The sequence below is a fragment of the Micromonospora sp. I033 genome (assembly GCF_053890995.1).
Window position 1 is genome coordinate 1 of sequence record NZ_JBSSLX010000111.1, and the last position, 18,089, is coordinate 18,089.

An 18,089-nucleotide genomic window follows, 5' to 3' on the forward strand; every position below is an offset into this window, starting at 1 on the left:
CCGCCGGTGCAGGCCGTGCCGTTGAGGGTGAACGCCGTCGGGGCCGGGTTGGCGCCGGTCCAGGAGCCGTTGAACCCGATGGTGGTGCTCGCCCCGGTGCCGAGGGAGCCGTTGTAGCTCATGCTCTGCGCGGTGACCGCGCTGCCGCTCTGCTGCCAGGTCGCCGACCAGCCCTGGGTGACCCGCTGGCCGGCGTCGGGGAAGCTGAAGCCCAGGGTCCAGTTGGTCACCGGGTCGCCGAGGTTCTTCACGGTGACCGTGGCGGTGAAGCCGCCCTGCCAGGAGTTGGTGCTGTAGGTGACGGCGCAACCGGTCGCCGCCATCGCGTTCGTCGACGGCAGCATCGCCGTCGCGGCCAGGGCGAGCGCGCCGACGGCGCCCCCCACGAGGAGGTGCCGCCGGGACGGGCGGGGGATCGAGAACATGCGGGATCGTCCGATCTGGTGGGTGGTGGTTGGACGGTGCCCGTCGTGAACTCGCCCGGAAAGTCCGACGTGGCAGCTTCGGGAGCGCTCCCACGCCGAGGGTAGAGGCGGACGCCGATCCGTGCAACCGCTCAGCGGCCGCGGCGCCGCCCGGAGCGCAGCCGCAGCGCGTTGCAGACGTCGAACACCCCGGCCACGTCCCAGGCCAGTTCACCGGCCGCCCGGCGGGTCTCCGGGTCGGCCACCAGGCCGGCCAGGATCACCACCCGGTTCTGCACGGTGACGGTGATCTGCTGCCGCCGGGTGGTCCAGTCGACGCTCAGCCGCTGCGCCACCAGGGCGGCCAGCCGCGTGTCCGTGCCGTCGGGCGTCGGCCCGTCCCCGGCGAACGGGAAGTCGGGGTACGGCCAGGGCATCACCATCGGCGGGCTCCTTCTGTTCGTGCGCGATGCTCCGGTGGTGGTGCCGCCCCGGCCAGCCCGCTCAGCGCCCGCGCATGGGTGTCGAAGACCGCGAAGACGCCGTCCAGGCGCATGGTGTGCAGCACGGTGCGGACGAACCGGGACGGCGCCACCAGGCACAGCCGCCTGCCGTCCCGCCGGGCCTCCTGATGGGCGCGGACCAGCAACCCGAGCCCGGCCGAGTCGATCACCTCGATTCCGGCGAGGTCGACCAGCACCCGGTCGCCCACCACCACGGCCTCGGCCAGCGCCCGGCGCACCCACTCGGCGGGGTCGGCCTCGGGCGCGGCCGACGTCCCGCCGAGCTCGTCCAGGTCGTCGACGCCGAGGCCCCCGTCGTCCACGGTGGCCCGGACGCCGCACCGCGGGCAGTGGTGCGGCCCGGAGGCGAAGGGCGAGCCGGACCAGCCGTTCTCGAACACCAGCGTCCAGACCACCTCGGCGTCCGGCAGGATGCATCCGGTGCCGGTGACGCTGTCCCCGCAGCCGTCGCAGATCAGCATCATCAGGTGCTCCGCCGGTACGACCGTCACGATCCCTCCTCCCGCCGCGCGCCCGGTCCGGGCGGCGGTTCGTTCCCGGGCGCCGGGCGCCCGGCGGCCAGCACGGCGAGGACGACCGCGACGGCGGCGAACCCGGACTGCACCACCAGCGGCCACACCGCCGGGCCGCCGGAGCCGGTGTCCACCAGGCCGACGACGATCGCGCCGAGCAGCGCGGCGGCCACCCCGAGCGCGAGGGTCAGCCAGACCGGCGCGGCCGTGCGCCCCGGCACGGCCAGGCGGCCCACCGCGCCGACGGCGAGCCCGACGACGAGCGCCCCGACCAGCGTGCTGCCGTCCACCGTTCCTCCCTCGTCCGCTCCGGCCCCCACTCTGCGCAGCGGCCTTGGCGGGCGTCGCGCGGTTGTATGACAGTTGCGTGACAAAAGCCGGGAACGGCTGACGCGGTTGGGCGACCCGGGACCGGCCGGTCATGATGCGGGTATGACGGCCGTACTGGTGATCGAGGACGACGACCGTATCCGGCTCGCGCTGCTGCTGGCCCTGGAGGAGGAGGGCTATTCCGCGTACGGGGCGGCGACCGCCGAGGAGGGGCTGCGCCGGCAGCGGGAGAGCCCGGCCGACCACGTGCTGGTCGACCTGATGCTGCCCGGCCTCGACGGGTTCGAGTGCATCCGCCGGCTGCGCCGCGACGACGACGTCCCGATCGTGGTGGTCAGCGCCCGCGACGACACCCACGACATCGTCGCCGCCCTGGAGGCCGGGGCGGACGACTACGTGGTCAAGCCGGTGGCCATCAAGGAACTCTCCGCCCGGCTGCGGGCCCTGCGCCGGCGCGGCCGGGTCGTGACGGCCGCCGTCCCCGCCCAGGTCTTCGGGGACCTGGAGATCAGCGAAGAGGCCGGCGAGGTCCGCCGCGCCGGTCGGCCCGTCGCAGTGACCCGGACCGAGTTCCGGCTGCTCTGCGAGCTGGCCGAGCACGCCGGCCGGGTGCTGTCCCGGCAGCAGTTGCTCCGCCGGGTCTGGGGGTACGAGACCGGCGACGAGCGGCTGGTCGACGTGCACGTGGGCCGGCTGCGGCAGAAGATCGAGCCGGACCCGGCCAACCCCCGGCACCTGGTCACCCTCCGCGGCCTCGGCTACAAGCTCCAGCGATGACCCGCCTCGGACTGCGCGCCCGGGTCACCGCCGCGTTCGCCGTCGGCGCGTTGCTGCTCGCCGCGGTGATGGCCCTCTTCTCGTACGACCTGACCCGCCGCTCGCTGCTCGAGGAGCGGGAGCGCACCGCCGTCCGGGCCGCGTACTACGACGCCGCGGTGGTCCGGTCCGGGCTGGACACCGGGACCCCGGACGTGGTGGCGGTGCTGCGCTCCCTGGACACCGGCAGCAGCCGCCGCCCCCTGCTGCACCTGCGCGACGGCTGGTACGCCCGCACCGCCGACGTCGGCGCCGGCTCGGTCCCGGTGGAGCTGCAACGCCTGGTCGCCGCCGGCCGGCCGGGGGTGCAGCGGGTCCGCGTGGACGGGCAGCCGGTCCTGCTGGTCGGCGTCCCGCTCGCCGGCGAGCTGGGCTACTACGAGCTGACCTCGTTGCGCGAGGTCGAGGAGACCTTCCAGGTGGTCGGGCTGGCGCTGACCGCGGTGGCCATCATGGTCGCCGGGGCCGGCGCCGCCCTCGGCTGGTACGCGACCCGGCACAGCGTGCGGCCGCTCACCGCGGTCGCCGACGCCGCCGAGCGGATCGCCGCCGGCGACTTCGCCACCCGGCTCGACCCCACCACCGACCCGGACCTCACCCGGCTCTCCACCTCGTTCAACCACATGGTCGACCAGCTGGTGCGGCGGATCGAGCGGGACCGCCGGTTCGCCGCCGACGTCAGCCACGAGCTGCGCTCCCCGTTGCAGACGCTGGCCGCCGCCGCGAGCGTGCTGGCCCGTCGCCGGGAGCACCAGGATCCGCGTACCGCCACCGCGGCGGGGCTGGTCGCCGACGAGGTGGCCCGGTTCCAGCGCCTGGTGGACGACCTCATCCAGCTGGCCCGCACCGAGCAGCCCGCGCACCGCGACACGGTCGACGTGGCCGGGCTGGCCCGCGCCGCCTGCCGGGAGCGGTCCCTGCCGGAGAGCCTGGTCGAGGTGGCCGAGGGCACCCCGGCCCGGTGGCGGGTCGACCGGCGCCGGGTCGAGCAGATCCTGCTGAACCTGCTCGACAACGCCGTGCGCTACGGCGGCGGGCCGGTCGCCGTACGCCTCGGGATGCGCGACGGGATCGGCGTGCTCGACGTCGACGACGACGGACCGGGCGTGCCGCCGGCCGACCGGGAGGTCATCTTCGACCGCTTCGTCCGTGGCCGCGCGGCGCACGCCCGGGCCGGCACCGACGGCACCGGCCTCGGCCTCGCCCTGGTGGCCCAGCACGCCGCCGCGCACGGCGGGCACGCGAGCGTGGTGGACCGCGACCGCGGCGCCCGGTTCCGGGTCGAGCTGCCGGGGGCCGGCGGATGACCCGGCGGCTGCTCCCGGTGCTGCTCGCCGCGGCGCTGCTCGGCGGCTGCGGGGTGCCGGTCGACGACGAGCCCCGCCCGGTGCCGCCGCCGGCCGGCGGCTTCCCGACCCCGGCGGGCACGGCGACCGCCGACCCGGACGGTCGGGTGGACGAGCCGCTCTGCTTCGTCCGGGGCGACGGGCTGGCGGCGGTCACCCGCCGGGTCGACGGCCTGCCCGGTGTGGATGCCCACCTGCAGCACCTGCTGGCCGGGCCGGATGGCGCGGAGCGGGAGCGCGGGCTCGCCACGGCCCTGCCGGGCACGGTCGCGGTGGCCGGGGCCACCCTCAGCGGCACCGTGGTCACCGTCGACGTGCGGCATGCCGGGGAGGAGACCGGCCGCAACGACGAGGTCCTCGCCTTCGGGCAGATCGTCTGCACGCTGACCCAGCGCGCGGACGTGGACAGCGTCGCGTTTCGCCGGGACGGGCAGCCGCTGGAGGTGCCGAGGGCCGACGGCAACCTTTCGGCGCTGCCGCTCACCGCCGCCGACTACCGGCCACTGCTGCACCGCTGACGGCCGGAAGTGGTTCGGGTCACCGCGCTTTTGTCCGCTCCTGGGCGAAATCTCCATCGTCCGTTCGGTTGATTGGCGGCAACCTTTGGTCTATGGTCACTGGCACGACCGGTGCTTGGGAGGCACCCGTTCTCCTCAGGACAGGAAGGGCAGCATGACCACGACGACCATCGCGCCGACGACGACCAGCGAGGTGCACCGCGCGGCGGTGACCGGCGAGGAGACCCGCGCCAGCGAGCTGATCGCCGCCCTGGCCGCGCTGCCCGAGGGCCACCCGGAGCGGCCGGCGCTGCGCAACCAGGTCATCGAGGCGTGGCTGCCGCTGGCCAACCACCTGGCCGCCCGCTACAGCGGCCGCGGCGAGCCGGCCGGCGACCTGGCCCAGACGGCGGCCCTCGGCCTGATCAAGGCGGTGGACCGGTTCGACGCCTCCCGGGGCGTGGACTTCGCCGGCTTCGCCATCCCGACCATCCTGGGTGAGATCAAGCGGCACTTCCGCGACCGCACCTGGAACATCCGGGTCCCGCGCCGCCTCCAGGAGCTGCGGCTGCGCATCTCCGAGGCGAACAGCACGCTGACCCAGACCCTCAACCGGGCCCCGACGGTCGCCGACATCGCCAGCCACCTCGACGTCACCGAGGAGGAGGTGCTCGAGGGCCTGGAGGGCGCCCGCGCCTACAACGCCGTCTCGCTCTCCACCCCGATCGGCGACGGCGACAGCGCCACCGAGCTGGGTGACACCCTCGGCACCGAGGACAACGAGTACGAGCTGGCCGAGCTGCGCGCCTCACTCGGCCCGGCGCTCGCCACCCTCGACGAGCGGGAGCAGAAGATCCTCACCCTGCGCTTCTACGGCAACCTGACCCAGAGCGAGATCGCCGCCCGGGTCGGCGTGTCCCAGATGCACGTGTCCCGGCTGCTCGCCCGCGCGCTGACCAAGCTGCGTGGCCAGCTCACCGAGGCCTGATCCACCCGGGCTTCCGCCCGAATCCCTCTTCCCGGCTCACGCGGCGCTGCCGCCTCGCCCGGGCCTGCGCACCGCCACCGACTCCCCTCGGTGGCGGTGCGTCTTGTGCGCTCCAGCCGCCCCGTCCGCCTGCCCGGCGGGGCGGCGCGGTGCATACTTGCGCGGTTGCAATCGTTGCCGGGGGCGATTCGCCGTTCGGCTGGCACAGAGGCGGTAGTGGTGGTCGATCAGACGATCCCGCGGCGACGCGAAACGACCCCGGTGGCCGGCGCGCCCGTGGCGGATCCGGGCCTCCGCCAGCTGCTGGCCGGCCTCACCGCCGTCCGGGACGGCGACTTCGGCACCCGGCTGCCGGAGGACGCCGACGGGCTGCTCGGCGAGATCGCCACCGTCTTCAACGGCATGGTCGACCAGCTCTCCCTGTTCACCTCCGAGGTGACCCGGGTGGCCCGCGAGGTCGGCACCGAGGGGCAGCTCGGCGGCCAGGCCGACGTCCCCGGCGTGTCGGGCACCTGGAAGGACCTCACCGACTCGGTGAACGCGATGGCCGGCAACCTGACCGACCAGGTGCGCGACATCGCCGAGGTGGCCACGGCGGTGGCCCGCGGCGACCTGTCGCAGAAGATCACCGTCGACGTGCGCGGCGAGATCCTGGAGCTGAAGGTCACCATCAACACGATGGTGGACCAGCTCTCGTCGTTCGCCGACGAGGTGACCCGGGTGGCCCGGGAGGTCGGCAGCGAGGGCCGGCTGGGCGGTCAGGCCGAGGTGCCCGGCGTCGCCGGCACCTGGCGGGACCTGACCGACTCGGTGAACTTCATGGCCGGCAACCTGACCAGTCAGGTCCGCAACATCGCCCAGGTCACCACGGCCGTGGCCCGCGGCGACCTGTCGCAGAAGATCACCGTCGACGCCCGGGGCGAGATCCTGGAGCTCAAGAGCACCATCAACACGATGGTGGACCAGCTCTCGTCGTTCGCCGACGAGGTGACCCGGGTGGCCCGGGAGGTCGGCACCGACGGCCGGCTCGGCGGTCAGGCCCAGGTCAGCGGCGTCGCCGGCACCTGGCGCGACCTGACCGACTCGGTGAACTCGATGGCGGTCAACCTCACCGACCAGGTACGCAGCATCGCCCAGGTGGCCACCGCGGTGGCCCGGGGCGACCTGTCGCAGAAGATCACCGTCACCGCGCACGGCGAGATCCTGGAGCTGAAGAACACCATCAACACGATGGTGGACCAGCTCTCGTCGTTCGCCGACGAGGTGACCCGGGTGGCCCGCGAGGTCGGCACCGAGGGCCGCCTCGGCGGCCAGGCCGACGTCAAGGGCGTCTCGGGCACCTGGAAGGACCTCACCGAGTCGGTGAACGTCATGGCGGACAACCTCACCGCCCAGGTCCGCAGCATTGCCGAGGTCACCACAGCGGTCGCCAAGGGTGACCTGACGCAGAAGATCCGGGTGGACGCCCGGGGCGAGATCCTCGCCCTGAAGGAGACCATCAACACGATGGTCGACCAGCTCTCCGCGTTCGCCGACGAGGTGACCCGGGTGGCCCGCGAGGTGGGCACCGAGGGCCGGCTCGGCGGCCAGGCCCGGGTCTCCAACGTGGCCGGCACCTGGAAGGACCTGACCGACAACGTCAACGAGATGGCGAACAACCTGACCAACCAGGTGCGTTCCATCGCGCTGGTCGCCACCGCGGTCGCCCAGGGTGACCTGAGCCGGCAGATCACCGTCGAGGCCAAGGGTGAGGTCGCCGTGCTCGCCCAGACCATCAACACGATGGTCGGCACGCTCTCGGCGTTCGCCGACGAGGTGACCCGGGTGGCCCGGGAGGTCGGCACCGAGGGGCAGCTGGGCGGTCAGGCCCGGGTGCCGAACGTGGCCGGCACCTGGAAGGACCTGACCGACAACGTCAACTCGATGGCGAACAACCTCACCGGCCAGGTGCGCAACATCGCCCAGGTCACCACGGCGGTGGCGCAGGGCGACCTCACCAAGAAGATCGACGTGGACGCCCGCGGCGAGATCCTGGAACTCAAGACCACCATCAACACGATGGTCGACCAGCTCTCCAGCTTCGCCGCCGAGGTCACCCGGGTGGCCCGGGAGGTCGGCAGCGAGGGCCGCCTCGGCGGCCAGGCCGAGGTGGAGGGCGTCTCCGGCACCTGGAAGCGGCTCACCGAGAACGTCAACGAGCTGGCCGGGAACCTGACCCGCCAGGTACGCGCCATCGCCGAGGTGACCAGCGCGGTCGCCACCGGCGATCTGACCCGCTCGATCACGGTCGACGCCTCCGGCGAGGTCGCCGAGCTGAAGGACAACATCAACTCCATGGTGGAGTCGCTGCGCGAGACCACCCGGACCAACCAGGAACAGGACTGGCTCAAGACCAACCTGGCCCGCATCTCCGGCCTCATGCAGGGCCACCGGGACCTGGAGGTGGTCGCCGGCCTGGTGATGAACGAGCTGGCCCCGCTGGTCTCCGCGCAGCTCGGCACGTTCCTGCTGGTCGACGAGGCCGGCGACGGCCGGGGCCTGCGGGTGGTGGGCGGCTACGGCCACGACGCCAGCCGCCGCCGGTACGCCCTCGGCGACTCGCTCGTCGGGCAGGCCGCGCTGAGCAAGCGGGCCATCGTGGTGGACGCCGTGCCGGCCGACTACGTCACGGTCTCGTCCAGCCTGGGCGCGGCGGTACCGCTGCACCTCGTGGTGCTGCCGATCCTCTTCGAGGACCAGGTGCTCGGCGTCATCGAGCTGGCCAGCATGGGCCGGTTCACCGAGGTCCAGCGCGACTTCCTGGAACAGCTCACCGAGACCATCGGCGTCAACGTCAACACCATCGTCGCCAACGCCCGCACCGACGTGCTGCTCACCGAGTCGCAGCGGCTGGCCGCCGAGCTGCGGGCCCGCTCCGAGGAGCTGCAGGCCCGCTCCGAGGAACTCCAGAGCTCCAACGCCGAGCTGGAGGAGAAGGCCGCCCTGCTGGCCCGGCAGAACCACGACATCGAGACGAAGAACTCCGAGATCGAGCAGGCCCGCCAAGAGCTGGAGGCCCGGGCCCAGCAGCTCGCGCTCGCCTCGAAGTACAAGTCGGAGTTCCTGGCCAACATGAGCCACGAGCTGCGTACGCCGCTGAACTCGCTGCTCATCCTCGCCCAGCTGCTGGCCCAGAACCCCAACCGCAACCTCACCCCGAAGCAGGTCGAGTACGCCACCGTCATCCACTCGGCCGGCGCCGACCTGCTCCAGCTCATCAACGACATCCTCGACCTGTCCAAGGTCGAGGCCGGCAAGATGGACATCAACCCGGAGACGTTCGAGCTGTCCACGCTGCGCGACTACGTCGACGCCACGTTCCGCCCGCTCACCACGCCGCGCGGCCTGGAGCTGGACCTGGTCACCGGCCCGGACGTGCCGGCCCGGCTGCACACCGACGAGCAGCGGCTGCGGCAGGTGCTGCGCAACCTGGTCTCCAACGCGGTCAAGTTCACCGAGAAGGGCCGGGTGCAGCTACGCATCGAGCGGGCCCGCCCGGACGAGCTGCCGGCCGAGATGCCTCCGGCCGAGACGGTCATCGCGTTCCGGGTCGTCGACACCGGCATCGGCATCGCCGAGCAGCACCTGACCGCCATCTTCGACGCGTTCCAGCAGGCCGACGGCACCACCAGCCGGCGGTACGGGGGCACCGGCCTGGGCCTGTCCATCAGCCGGGAGATCGCCCGGCTGCTCGGCGGGCAGATCACCGCGCAGAGCGTCCTCGGCCAGGGCAGCACCTTCACCCTCTACCTGCCCGCCACGACCACCGCGCCGCTGCCCGACACCGGCCTGGCCGTCCCGACCGCGGTACCGGCCGCTCCCGTCGAGTCGGAGGCCCGGCGCTGGGTGGAGCAGCAGCAGCGGCGGGTGCTGGTGCTCGAAGCGCACGAGAAGGGGCTGCTCACCCTGCTGGCCCGCGGGGTTGCCGCCGGGACCGGGGGGCCGGTCGAGGTGTCCACCGCGGTGGACGTCGAGTCGGCGGTCAACACGCTCGCCCGGCACCGCCACCACCTGCTCGTGGTGCAGCTCGACCCGGCCGACGAGCACGGCACGGCGCTGCTCAAGGCGCTGCACGAGCACCCCGGCCTGCGCGGCCTGCCGGTCCTGGCGTACCACGGGCAGCCGCTCGCGGGCGGGCAGGACACCCTGCTCCAGGGAATGGCCGCGGACCGCCCGCTGGAGATCCTCGGCAGCCTCGACGAGCTGCGGGAGCGGATCGTGCTGCACCTGACGGCGGACGCCCCGGAGCGGGTGCCGTCCTTCCCGGCCCAGGCCGCCGACCGCAGCCCGGTCAGCGACCCGGTCGTCCGGGAGTTGTCCGGCCGCAAGGTGCTCGTGGTGGACGACGACGCCCGCAACGTCTTCGCCCTGACCAACATCCTCGAACTGCACGGCATGGACGTGGTCTACGCGGAGAACGGCCGCATGGCGATCGAGACGTTGATGCGGCACGACGACATCGACCTGGTGCTGATGGACGTGATGATGCCCGAGATGGACGGGTACGCGGCCACCGCCGCCATCCGCGCCATGCCCCGCTACGCGGACCTGCCGATCATCGCGGTGACCGCGAAGGCGATGCGTGGGGACCGGGAGAAGAGCATCTCGTCCGGTGCCAGCGACTACGTCACCAAGCCGGTCGACGCGGAGGACCTGCTCACCTGCATCCACCGCTGGCTGACCAACTGACCCCGGCACGAACCCCGCCGCACCGGCGACCGGTGGGGCGGGGGTTCGTCGCCGGAGTCAGTGGGTGACGCCGTCCAGCGCCTGCATGATCACGTCGGTGACTGCCTGGGGCTGACTGATCATGATGACGTGGGAGCCCTCGACCTCGGTGATCCTGGCCCCGGCCCGGTCGGCCATCATGTGCACGACGTCGGTCCCGGCGGCCTTGTCGCCGGTTGCCACCGCGGCCCAGGCGGGCAGGTTCCGCCAGGCGGGCGTCCCGGTCGGTTGGGCGAACGCCAGCGCGGACACGGGCCGCTGGGTGGCGGCCATGACGGCCGCGTCCTGCGGCGACAGGTCGGCCGCGAACGCGTCGTGGAACTTCGCCGGGTCGATGCGGAACTCCGTCTCCATTCCCTGCGCGGTCGGGTACTTCGTCTCCGCCAGCGAGGAGGTGAGCACACTGTCCCGGGAGTTCCCCTCGATCGCCATGAGGGTTTCGCCCTCGTCCGGGGCGAAGGCGGCCACGTAGCCCAGTCCGACCACGTTGTCGGCACCCGTCGCGGCGTTGGTGACGACCGCGCCGCCGTAGGAGTGCCCGACGGCCAGTACCGGGCCGTCGATCTGCTGCAGGGCGCCGGCGACGTACGCCGCGTCCTCCTCGATGCCGCGCAGCGGGTTCGGCACCGCCTTCACCGGCACGCCCGCGGCCTGGAGGCGCCCGACGACGCCGCTCCATCCCGAGCTGTCCGCGAAGGCGCCGTGGACCAGGACGACGGTCGGTGTGCCGCCGCGGGTCGAGGTCGCGCTGCTCATGGTGACATCCCTTTCGTCGCGGTCATGGGCTCGCCACCGCATCCCCCGTCGGGATCACCTCATTCGTCGTCGCCCCGGTCGCGGCCGTCGGCGGGAATGGCCCGCTCCGGCGCGGGTGCCAGCACCCGGCGTCCGGCGTCGAGGTCGGCGAGACCGGCGGCGGCGTTGATGAGACCGATGTGGGAGAAGGCCTGGGGGAAGTTGCCGAGCGCGCGCCCGGTGCGGGGATCGACCTGCTCGGCGAGGAGGCCCAGGTCGTTGCCGAGGCCGGCCAGCCGCTCGAACAGCTGCCCGGCGCGGTCCCGCTCGCCGGCCAGGGCCAGGCACCCCACCAGCCAGAACGAGCAGATCACGAATCCGGCCGGATCGTCCTCCCAGCGGCGGACGAGCCCCTGGTGGGACAGCCGGTCCTCGATCGCCCGGATCGTCGCCCGCATCCGGGGGTCGTCGGCGGGCAGGAAGCCGACGATCGGCATGAGCAGGGCGGAGGCGTCCAGGTCGGCGCCACCCAGCGTGGCCGTGAACGAGCCCGCACGGTCGTTCCACCCCTCGGTCAGCACCTGTCGCTTTATCTCGTCGCGAGCCGCCGCCCACCGCGCGGTGTCCGCCGGTGTCCCCAGCCGGTCACCGAACCGGACGGCGCGGTCCAACGCCGTCCAACACTGCACCTTCGACGACAGGTGGTGCCGTTCGACGTCCCGCACCTCCCACATCCCGGCGTCCGGCAGCCGCCATTCGCGCACCGCCCGCTCGGCCAGCCCGCGCAGCAACTGCCGGATCTCCTGTCCCATCGGGTCCAGGTGCTCCCGCATCAGCCAGGCGGCGCAGAGTGTCTCACCCGAGACGTCGACCTGCCGCTGCCGCCAGGCGTCGTTGCCGAGCAGCACCGGGCGGCTGCCGGCGTGCCCGTCGAGATGCTCCAGGTGGTGTTCCGTGAGATCGCGCTCGCCCTCGACGCCGTACATGATCGGCGCCACGCCGTCCTCGACCGCCCCCATCGAACGGGCCAGCCACACCAACTGGCGGCGGACCTCCGAGAGGCAGGCCGCCCGGAACAGCGCCTCCAACGTGAAACTGAAGTCGCGCACCCACACGTAGCGATAGTCGTAGTTGTGCCGACCGCCGACCTCCTCGGGCAGCGCCATGCTCGCCGCCGCCACCACGGCGCCGCTGGGCTGGTAGGTCATGCCCTGCACCACCAGGGCGCTCCGGCGCACCTGATCCCGGTACGGGCCCTGGTAGTCGTGCAGGGCCAGCCACGACCGCCAGCCGGCGGCGGCGTCCGCCACGACCGTGCCCGCGTCCAGGCTCGGCGGCGGCTGGGCCCCGTACGCCGGGGCGTACCCGAGGGTGAAGCCGACCCGGTCGCCCGCGCGTACCGTGAAGGCGCTGCGGACCTGGCCGGAAGCCGCGGACATCGCCACGTCGGCGGACAGTTCCAGACGGGTGGCGCCGGCGCTGGCCACCACCGAACCGTCCTGCCGGGTGAACCGCGGGACCACCCGCCCGTACTCGAAGCGCGGTGCCAGGCAGGACGTCATCCGCACCTCGCCCGACAGGCCCTCGACGACGCGGGCCAGGACCCGCGGGGAGTCTCTCCCGACCTCGTGGCCCCGCTTCCCGGGGGCCAGGGCGAGCGCGTCCGTCACCGCCACCGCCCCGGTCGCCGTCCGGAAGACGGTACGCAGGACCAGGGAATCGTCCAGGTAGCCGCGCTCGGCGCCGAACCCGCCCTCGGGACGGATCGACCAGTGTCCGGCGTCATCGTCCAGAAGGCGCCCGAACACCGAGGGCGCGTCGAACCGCGCGGGACACCACCAGTTCACCGAGCCCGCGCGGTCCACGAGCGCGGCACTGCGGCCGTCGGCCAGGAACCCGTGGTCCTCGATCAGCGAGCCGGACATTCGGCCCGGATACCCGCCAGGCCCGTGAGCAGTCGCCCGAGAGCCGGCGGGTCCGGCGCGTGCCGCTCCCGGGTCAGGGTGGTCGCACCCTGACCCGGGGGGCGGTCACGTCACCACGGCGCCGGGGGTGGCGGCGGGACCACCGGCGGGCGGTCGTCGCAGGTGATGGTGTTCGGCAGCAACCAGGGAGCGAGCCACCCGCCGTCGTTGCCGCCGAGGTCGGTGAGGCTGAACTCCGAGCCGGCCGGGGTGAAGTGGAACGACCCGCAGTTGTTCACCCCGACGGCGCCGACGTTGCGCGCGTCGACGTCGGCGAAGGACGCCGAGCCGGCGGTCCGGGCGCTCACCACCGAGGTGCCGGTGCCGTCGACCCGGATGTCGCGGAAGTGCACGTTGTTGATCGAGACCTGGTCCTTCACCGGCCAGTCGCTGACCAGCATGATCGCGTTGTAGGTGTTGTCGAGGTAGCTGTCGCCGACCACCTGGATGTCGGCGTCGATGCTGCGGTCCAGCGCGTAGAACCAGATCGCGCCGAGGCCGATGTTCCAGTTCAGGTCGTAGGTGCCGGCCCGGACCGTGGTGTTGCCGGTGATCCGCAGCTGGCCGGTGAACGGCTCGGCGCCGAACCGGGAGCCGACCTGGATGCCGCTGCCCTCGCGGACCGGGTCGGCGATCAGGTTGTGCGAGACGGTGAGGTCGCTGCCGCCGTAGAGGGCGATGCCGTTGGCCAGGACCGGGGACTGCACCGTGTTGTGGTCGAAGGTGTTGTGTGCGTTGCCGGTCCCCTCCGACCACATGGCCAGCGCGTCGTCGCCGGTGTTGCGGATGAAGCTGTGCGACATCGAGGAGTGCGTGACGCCGGTGTGGAAGTTGAGCCCGTCGGCGATCTGGTCGGCGATGACGGTGTTGGTGACCCGCAGGTCGGTCATCGGGCCGTCGAACCACAGGCCGACCTTGGTGTGGTGCAGGTAGAGACCGTCGACGGTGGAGTGGTTGAGCGCCCCGCCGATGGCGTTGACCTGGTCGGTGTCGATGCGTTCGCGCACGTCGCCCTCGACGGCGAAGCCGGAGAGGTGGACGTTCCGGCTGCCGCCGTCGGCGGCGTCACGGCCGTAGAAGCCGACGCCGGTGTGCACCGAGCCGTCGGGGGCCGGGGTGTCCAGGGCGACCTCGCGGCCCTTGACGACGGTGTACCAGCTGCCGGCGCCCGCGATGGTCACGTCGTCGACGATGATGTGCCGGTTCACCTGGTAGGTCCCCGGCGGCAGGTACAGCGTGCGGTCCACCCGGCGGGCGTGGGCGACGGCCCGGTCGAAGGCGTCGGCGGACTCCCGCCGGCCGGTCGGGTCGGCGCCGAAGGCCAGCACGTTCACCGCGTGGGGCAGCACCCGGGGCGGGGCGACGAGGTGCGAGTCCAGCAGGTCGACGACCGTCCACGCCGCGGCGGTGCCGGCCGGCGCGGTCAGCCGGACCACCTCGCCGGCCCGGTGGGTGCGGCCCAGCAGCAGCCGCTGCTCGTCGTAGAAGTGGTGCGGCCGGAACGGTTTCGTGATGGCGGGCGCGGGTGTGGTGGCCGCCGGCACGCAGGAGCACTCGGTGATCCACCAGTCGGGGTGGAGCAGGTCGGCGTCGGGGTCGTTGGTGAACGGGTACTGGTTGTAGAGCCAGGCGTACTGCGAGGTCAGCGTCATGGTGCGGGCCGGTCCGCGCCCGACGGTGACGCGCAGCGGCGCGGTGATCCCGCCGCCGCCCGGCGCGTCGGGGATGCTGTAGCGGACGGTGAGCGCGTTGGCCGCCCTCGGGAGGGTGAACTCGACGTACTGGCCGGGGGAGAGGCGGACGGCACGCCGGCCGGACGCCTCGCCGGCCAGGGTGTAGGCGGCCCGGTCGGGGCCGATGACCGTGCCGTTGGTCCGCCCGTGCTCGGCCTCCTGCTCGACGAAGTCCACGGTGGCGCCCCGGCCGGCGACCAGGGCCGGGTCGAGCCCGGCCCGGGTGACCACGGGGGTCGGCCCGGCCGGGCCGGCCGCCACGGCGGCGCTCCCGGTCGGCACGGCCAGCGCCACGGCGGTCGCCGCCGCCGCGAGGATCCTGGCGATCGGCACGGCCGGGCGCCGGCCCGCCGCGCCTTCCACGCTCCGCTGCATCGGACTACCCACTTTCACCGGGGGACGGGGGAGACGGTGGTGGCGTCGGCGCGGAGGGGGCGCGCCCGCCGAAAGGTGCCCCATGTTATTCCTGGGCTTTGTCGATATTCAAGCGCCTGTTTGTTCGAATCTTGCGACGCGAAATCGCGCCCTCCGGGACCGCCCGGCGACCGTGCCGGCGACCGTCCCCAGGCCCTCGCCCGTCACGCCTTGTTCATTTCTTGCAAGAACACGACGTACGATTGCCGCCGTGACGAAACGGTTGACGGAGGTGGCCCGCAAGGCGGGCGTCAGCGAGGCCACCGTGAGCCGGGTGCTCAACGGCCGCGGGGGCGTGTCCGAGGCGACCCGGACGGCGGTGCTGACGGCGCTCGACGTGCTCGGCTACGAGCGCCCGACCAAGCTGCGCGGCGAGCGGGCCCGGCTCGTCGGCCTGGTCCTGCCCGAACTGCAGAACCCGATCTTCCCGGCGCTGGCCGAGGTGGTGACCGGCTCCCTCGCCCAGCGCGGCTTCACCCCCGCGCTCTGCGCCCGCACGATCGGCGGGGTGTCCGAGTCGGACTACGTCGAGATGCTCCTCGACCACCAGGTCTCCGGCGTGATCTTCGCGGGCGGGTCGTACGCCCTCGCCGACGCCACGCACGAGCACTACCGCAGGTTGACCGACCGGGGCCTGCCCGTGGTCCTGGTCAACGCCGGCGTCGACGAGCTGGGCTTCCCCCGGGTCTCCACCGACGACGCGGTGGCGGTGGAGCAGGCGTACGGCCACCTGCGCTCGCTGGGGCACGAGCGGATCGGCATGGTGCTCGGCCCGGAGGGGCACGTCCCCTCCCGCCGCAAACGGGACGCCATGGTCCAGGCCGCGGGCTGGGCCGACGACAACGACTGCGTCGAGCGCTCCAGCTTCTCGATGGAGGGGGCGCGGGTCGCCGCGACCAAGCTGGTCGAGCGCGGCGTGACCGGCATCATCTGCGCCAGCGACGTGCTGGCCCTGGGCACCATCCGGGCCGCGCGGCGGCTGGGCCGTGCGGTGCCGACCGACGTGTCCGTGGTGGGCTACGACGACTCCGCGTTCATGACCTGCACCGATCCGCCGTTGACCACCGTGCGGCAGCCGATCGAGACGATGGGTCAGGCCGCGGTGGACCTGCTGGTCACCCAGATCGAGGGCGCCGGCGTGCTGCACGACGAGCTGCTGTTCGAGCCCGAACTGGTGGTGCGCGGCTCGACCGCGCCCGCCCCCGGCCGCTGACCACCCCGCCGAAGGTCGGCTGACGCCGGCCGCAAACCGCCTGGCCACCGAACGGCCGTCGACCGCTGCCCGCGGTCGGCGGCCGTTTCGTCGTGGCCGGCGGAATGCGCGGCCAAGGCGTGGCCGTCCGCCTGTCGATATCTGTCGTCATCAAGTCGTGTCTTTTCAAGGCACGATCGAAACCTTGCCGCTATGAGTCGGCCTCGCTACAGTGACTCCACTCACACCTGGCCCCGCCCCCAACCGGGACAGGTCGCGTGGCGGATGCCGGTCGACAGCAGGGCATCCCCGCGGTGACGAGCACCGCAGATCAGCGAAGGCCATGGATACACCCGTTCCCGAAGGGATGGACAGATGTCCGTACCGCAGTACCGGAAGGCTGCGGCGATAGCGCTCGCGGCCGGCCTGGGGCTCAGCCTCGCGGCGTGCTCCACCAAGAGCGACGACGCCGGCAAGGACGCCAGCGGCAAGGTCACCATCACCGTCGACTGCCAGCCGGTCGGCGCCCAGAAAGAGCTGCTGAAGAACTGGAACGACGACGTGGTCGAGTTCCAGCGGCAGAACCCGAACATCGTCATCAAGAGCGTCAGCGTCGGCGAGCAGTGCAACAACCCGCCGGACTTCACCGCGCGCCTCGCCGGCGGCACGGTGACCGACGTGTTCTACGGGTACATGACCGATCTCCAGCAGGTGCTCGACTCCGGTCAGGCCATGGACATCACCGAGTACGCCAACAAGGACGCGATCCCGACCTGGGACAGCGTCGACCCGGCGCTCAAGGGCGTCTTCACCGACGGCGGCAAGCTCTACGCCGTCCCGGTGAAGAACTACTCGATGGGCCTGGTCTACAACAAGGTCCTGTTCCAGAGGGCCGGCCTCGACGTGAACAACCCGCCCAAGACCTGGGCGGAGGTCCGGGAGGCGGCCAAGAAGATCTCCGCCCTGGGCAACGGCATCGCGGGCTACTCCGAGTACAGCGCCGGCAACACCGGCGGCTGGCACTTCACCTCCCTGCTCTACTCCCAGGGCGGCCAGGTGCTGACCGAGGACGGCAAGAAGGCCGACTTCAACAACGCGATGGGCAAGCAGGTCCTGCAGAACCTCAAGGACATGCGGTACGGCGACAACAGCATGGGCAGCCGCCAGCTGCTCCAGTGGGGTGACCTGCTGACCAACGCCGGCGCGGGCAAGGTCGGCATGTTCATCGGCGCCCCGGACGCCACCCAGGCGATCGTCAGCCAGTTCCAGGGCAAGTTCCAGGACTGGGCGATGGGCCCGCTGCCCGGCCAGGACGGGCCGGCGAAGGCGACGCTCGGTGGCGGCGAGGGCTACTTCTTCAAGAAGGGCCTCACCCCCGACCAGGTCAAGGCCGGTCTGAAGTGGATCGCGTACCAGAAGCTGACGCCGGGCAAGGGGCAGTTCGACTACGTCCGCGCCAAGCCGCAGAACTACCCGGTGGGCCTGCCCCAGCCGCTGCTCTTCGCCAATGGCAGCGAGGCGCAGAAGCAGGAGGTCGACCTGCGCAAGGCGAACGCGAACGTCGACACCGCGAACTTCGCGGTCTTCGAGGCGAACCCGGTCCCGATCAAGGGTGAGCCCCGCAACGCGCAGGCGATCTACGCGGTGCTCGACGCGGCGATGTCCGGGGTCCTGACCAACCCGAACGCGAACATCGACGCGCTGCTCAAGACGGCCGAGGACAAGGTCAACCAGCTGCTGGCCGCCGGGAGCTGAGCCGACGGGGTGGGGGCCGCCGCGGTGGCCCCCCACCCGGCTGCTCCGCGCCCGGCGGCCAGCGTCTGTTGCTCCTCGTCCGCCTCCGTCGCATGCCTCCCGGCGCGGTGCG

14 protein-coding genes are annotated in these 18,089 nt (G+C 72.6%); 7 read left to right on the forward strand and 7 right to left on the reverse strand.

Annotated elements, in window-relative coordinates; all coding sequences use genetic code 11:
• The 4 genes from ACW0Q9_RS18775 to ACW0Q9_RS18790 all read right to left on the reverse strand — a co-directional run.
• The coding region (locus tag ACW0Q9_RS18775; RefSeq protein ID WP_456183018.1) for a cellulose binding domain-containing protein at positions 1 to 425 on the reverse strand (425 nt) is incomplete at its 3' end.
• 131 nt (positions 426 to 556) lie between these two features.
• The gene (locus ACW0Q9_RS18780; protein WP_456183020.1) at positions 557 to 847 is read right to left on the reverse strand and encodes a BON domain-containing protein; all 291 of its coding nucleotides are present in this window, start codon (positions 845 to 847) and stop codon (positions 557 to 559) included.
• On the reverse strand, positions 841 to 1,419 hold the full coding sequence (locus tag ACW0Q9_RS18785) for an STAS domain-containing protein (RefSeq protein WP_456183022.1): 579 nt from the start codon (positions 1,417 to 1,419) through the stop codon (positions 841 to 843). The genes ACW0Q9_RS18780 and ACW0Q9_RS18785 overlap by 7 nt, the downstream gene beginning before the upstream one ends.
• The gene (locus ACW0Q9_RS18790; protein ID WP_456183024.1) at positions 1,416 to 1,730 is read right to left on the reverse strand and encodes a hypothetical protein; all 315 of its coding nucleotides are present in this window, start codon (positions 1,728 to 1,730) and stop codon (positions 1,416 to 1,418) included. Before ACW0Q9_RS18790 ends, ACW0Q9_RS18785 begins: the two co-directional genes overlap by 4 nt.
• A 142-nt stretch (positions 1,731 to 1,872) precedes the next feature.
• Between ACW0Q9_RS18790 and ACW0Q9_RS18795 the strand changes: the two genes are divergently transcribed.
• From ACW0Q9_RS18795 to ACW0Q9_RS18815, 5 genes are all read left to right on the forward strand, one after another.
• Entirely contained in the window at positions 1,873 to 2,547 is a 675-nt protein-coding gene (locus tag ACW0Q9_RS18795) for a response regulator transcription factor (protein ID WP_456183026.1), read from the forward strand.
• Entirely contained in the window at positions 2,544 to 3,893 is a 1,350-nt protein-coding gene (locus ACW0Q9_RS18800; protein WP_456183028.1) for a sensor histidine kinase, read from the forward strand. Before ACW0Q9_RS18795 ends, ACW0Q9_RS18800 begins: the two co-directional genes overlap by 4 nt.
• Positions 3,890 to 4,450: a GerMN domain-containing protein gene (locus tag ACW0Q9_RS18805; RefSeq protein WP_456183030.1), complete on the forward strand. Its 561-nt coding sequence runs from the start codon at positions 3,890 to 3,892 to the stop codon at positions 4,448 to 4,450. Before ACW0Q9_RS18800 ends, ACW0Q9_RS18805 begins: the two co-directional genes overlap by 4 nt.
• A gap of 154 nt (positions 4,451 to 4,604) precedes the next feature.
• Complete coding sequence (locus ACW0Q9_RS18810; protein WP_456183032.1) at positions 4,605 to 5,417, forward strand: SigB/SigF/SigG family RNA polymerase sigma factor; 813 nt, start codon at positions 4,605 to 4,607, stop codon at positions 5,415 to 5,417.
• 261 nt (positions 5,418 to 5,678) lie between these two features.
• The gene (locus tag ACW0Q9_RS18815) at positions 5,679 to 10,145 is read left to right on the forward strand and encodes a HAMP domain-containing protein (RefSeq protein ID WP_456183044.1); all 4,467 of its coding nucleotides are present in this window, start codon (positions 5,679 to 5,681) and stop codon (positions 10,143 to 10,145) included.
• A gap of 57 nt (positions 10,146 to 10,202) precedes the next feature.
• On the opposite strand, the gene ACW0Q9_RS18820 is transcribed toward ACW0Q9_RS18815, so the two are convergent.
• The 3 genes from ACW0Q9_RS18820 to ACW0Q9_RS18830 form a co-directional block, all read right to left on the reverse strand.
• Complete coding sequence (locus ACW0Q9_RS18820) at positions 10,203 to 10,940, reverse strand: alpha/beta hydrolase (protein ID WP_456183034.1); 738 nt, start codon at positions 10,938 to 10,940, stop codon at positions 10,203 to 10,205.
• Positions 10,941 to 10,999: 59 nt separating this feature from the next.
• Positions 11,000 to 12,844, reverse strand: a complete 1,845-nt coding sequence (locus tag ACW0Q9_RS18825) for a glycoside hydrolase family 15 protein (protein ID WP_456183036.1) — start codon at positions 12,842 to 12,844, stop codon at positions 11,000 to 11,002.
• A 110-nt stretch (positions 12,845 to 12,954) separates the two neighbouring features.
• The gene (locus tag ACW0Q9_RS18830; RefSeq protein ID WP_456183038.1) at positions 12,955 to 14,991 is read right to left on the reverse strand and encodes a glycosyl hydrolase family 28-related protein; all 2,037 of its coding nucleotides are present in this window, start codon (positions 14,989 to 14,991) and stop codon (positions 12,955 to 12,957) included.
• A 250-nt stretch (positions 14,992 to 15,241) separates the two neighbouring features.
• Between ACW0Q9_RS18830 and ACW0Q9_RS18835 the strand changes: the two genes are divergently transcribed.
• Positions 15,242 to 16,243, forward strand: a complete 1,002-nt coding sequence (locus tag ACW0Q9_RS18835) for a LacI family DNA-binding transcriptional regulator (protein ID WP_456183040.1) — start codon at positions 15,242 to 15,244, stop codon at positions 16,241 to 16,243.
• A 354-nt stretch (positions 16,244 to 16,597) separates the two neighbouring features.
• Entirely contained in the window at positions 16,598 to 17,977 is a 1,380-nt protein-coding gene (locus ACW0Q9_RS18840; RefSeq protein ID WP_456183042.1) for an ABC transporter substrate-binding protein, read from the forward strand.
• Positions 17,978 to 18,089: the final 112 nt, after the last annotated feature.

What these genes read in the sequence shown, in the direction of transcription:
- ACW0Q9_RS18825 (WP_456183036.1), bottom strand. Translation starts at nt 12,844, where the DNA reads ATGTCCGGCTCGCTGATCGAGGACCACGGGTTCCTGGCCGACGGCCGC.
- ACW0Q9_RS18830 (WP_456183038.1), bottom strand. Translation starts at nt 14,991, where the DNA reads ATGCAGCGGAGCGTGGAAGGCGCGGCGGGCCGGCGCCCGGCCGTGCCG.
- ACW0Q9_RS18800 (WP_456183028.1), top strand. Translation starts at nt 2,544, where the DNA reads ATGACCCGCCTCGGACTGCGCGCCCGGGTCACCGCCGCGTTCGCCGTC.
- ACW0Q9_RS18795 (WP_456183026.1), top strand. Translation starts at nt 1,873, where the DNA reads ATGACGGCCGTACTGGTGATCGAGGACGACGACCGTATCCGGCTCGCG.
- ACW0Q9_RS18805 (WP_456183030.1), top strand. Translation starts at nt 3,890, where the DNA reads ATGACCCGGCGGCTGCTCCCGGTGCTGCTCGCCGCGGCGCTGCTCGGC.
- ACW0Q9_RS18820 (WP_456183034.1), bottom strand. Translation starts at nt 10,940, where the DNA reads ATGAGCAGCGCGACCTCGACCCGCGGCGGCACACCGACCGTCGTCCTG.
- ACW0Q9_RS18780 (WP_456183020.1), bottom strand. Translation starts at nt 847, where the DNA reads ATGGTGATGCCCTGGCCGTACCCCGACTTCCCGTTCGCCGGGGACGGG.
- ACW0Q9_RS18840 (WP_456183042.1), top strand. Translation starts at nt 16,598, where the DNA reads ATGTCCGTACCGCAGTACCGGAAGGCTGCGGCGATAGCGCTCGCGGCC.
- ACW0Q9_RS18810 (WP_456183032.1), top strand. Translation starts at nt 4,605, where the DNA reads ATGACCACGACGACCATCGCGCCGACGACGACCAGCGAGGTGCACCGC.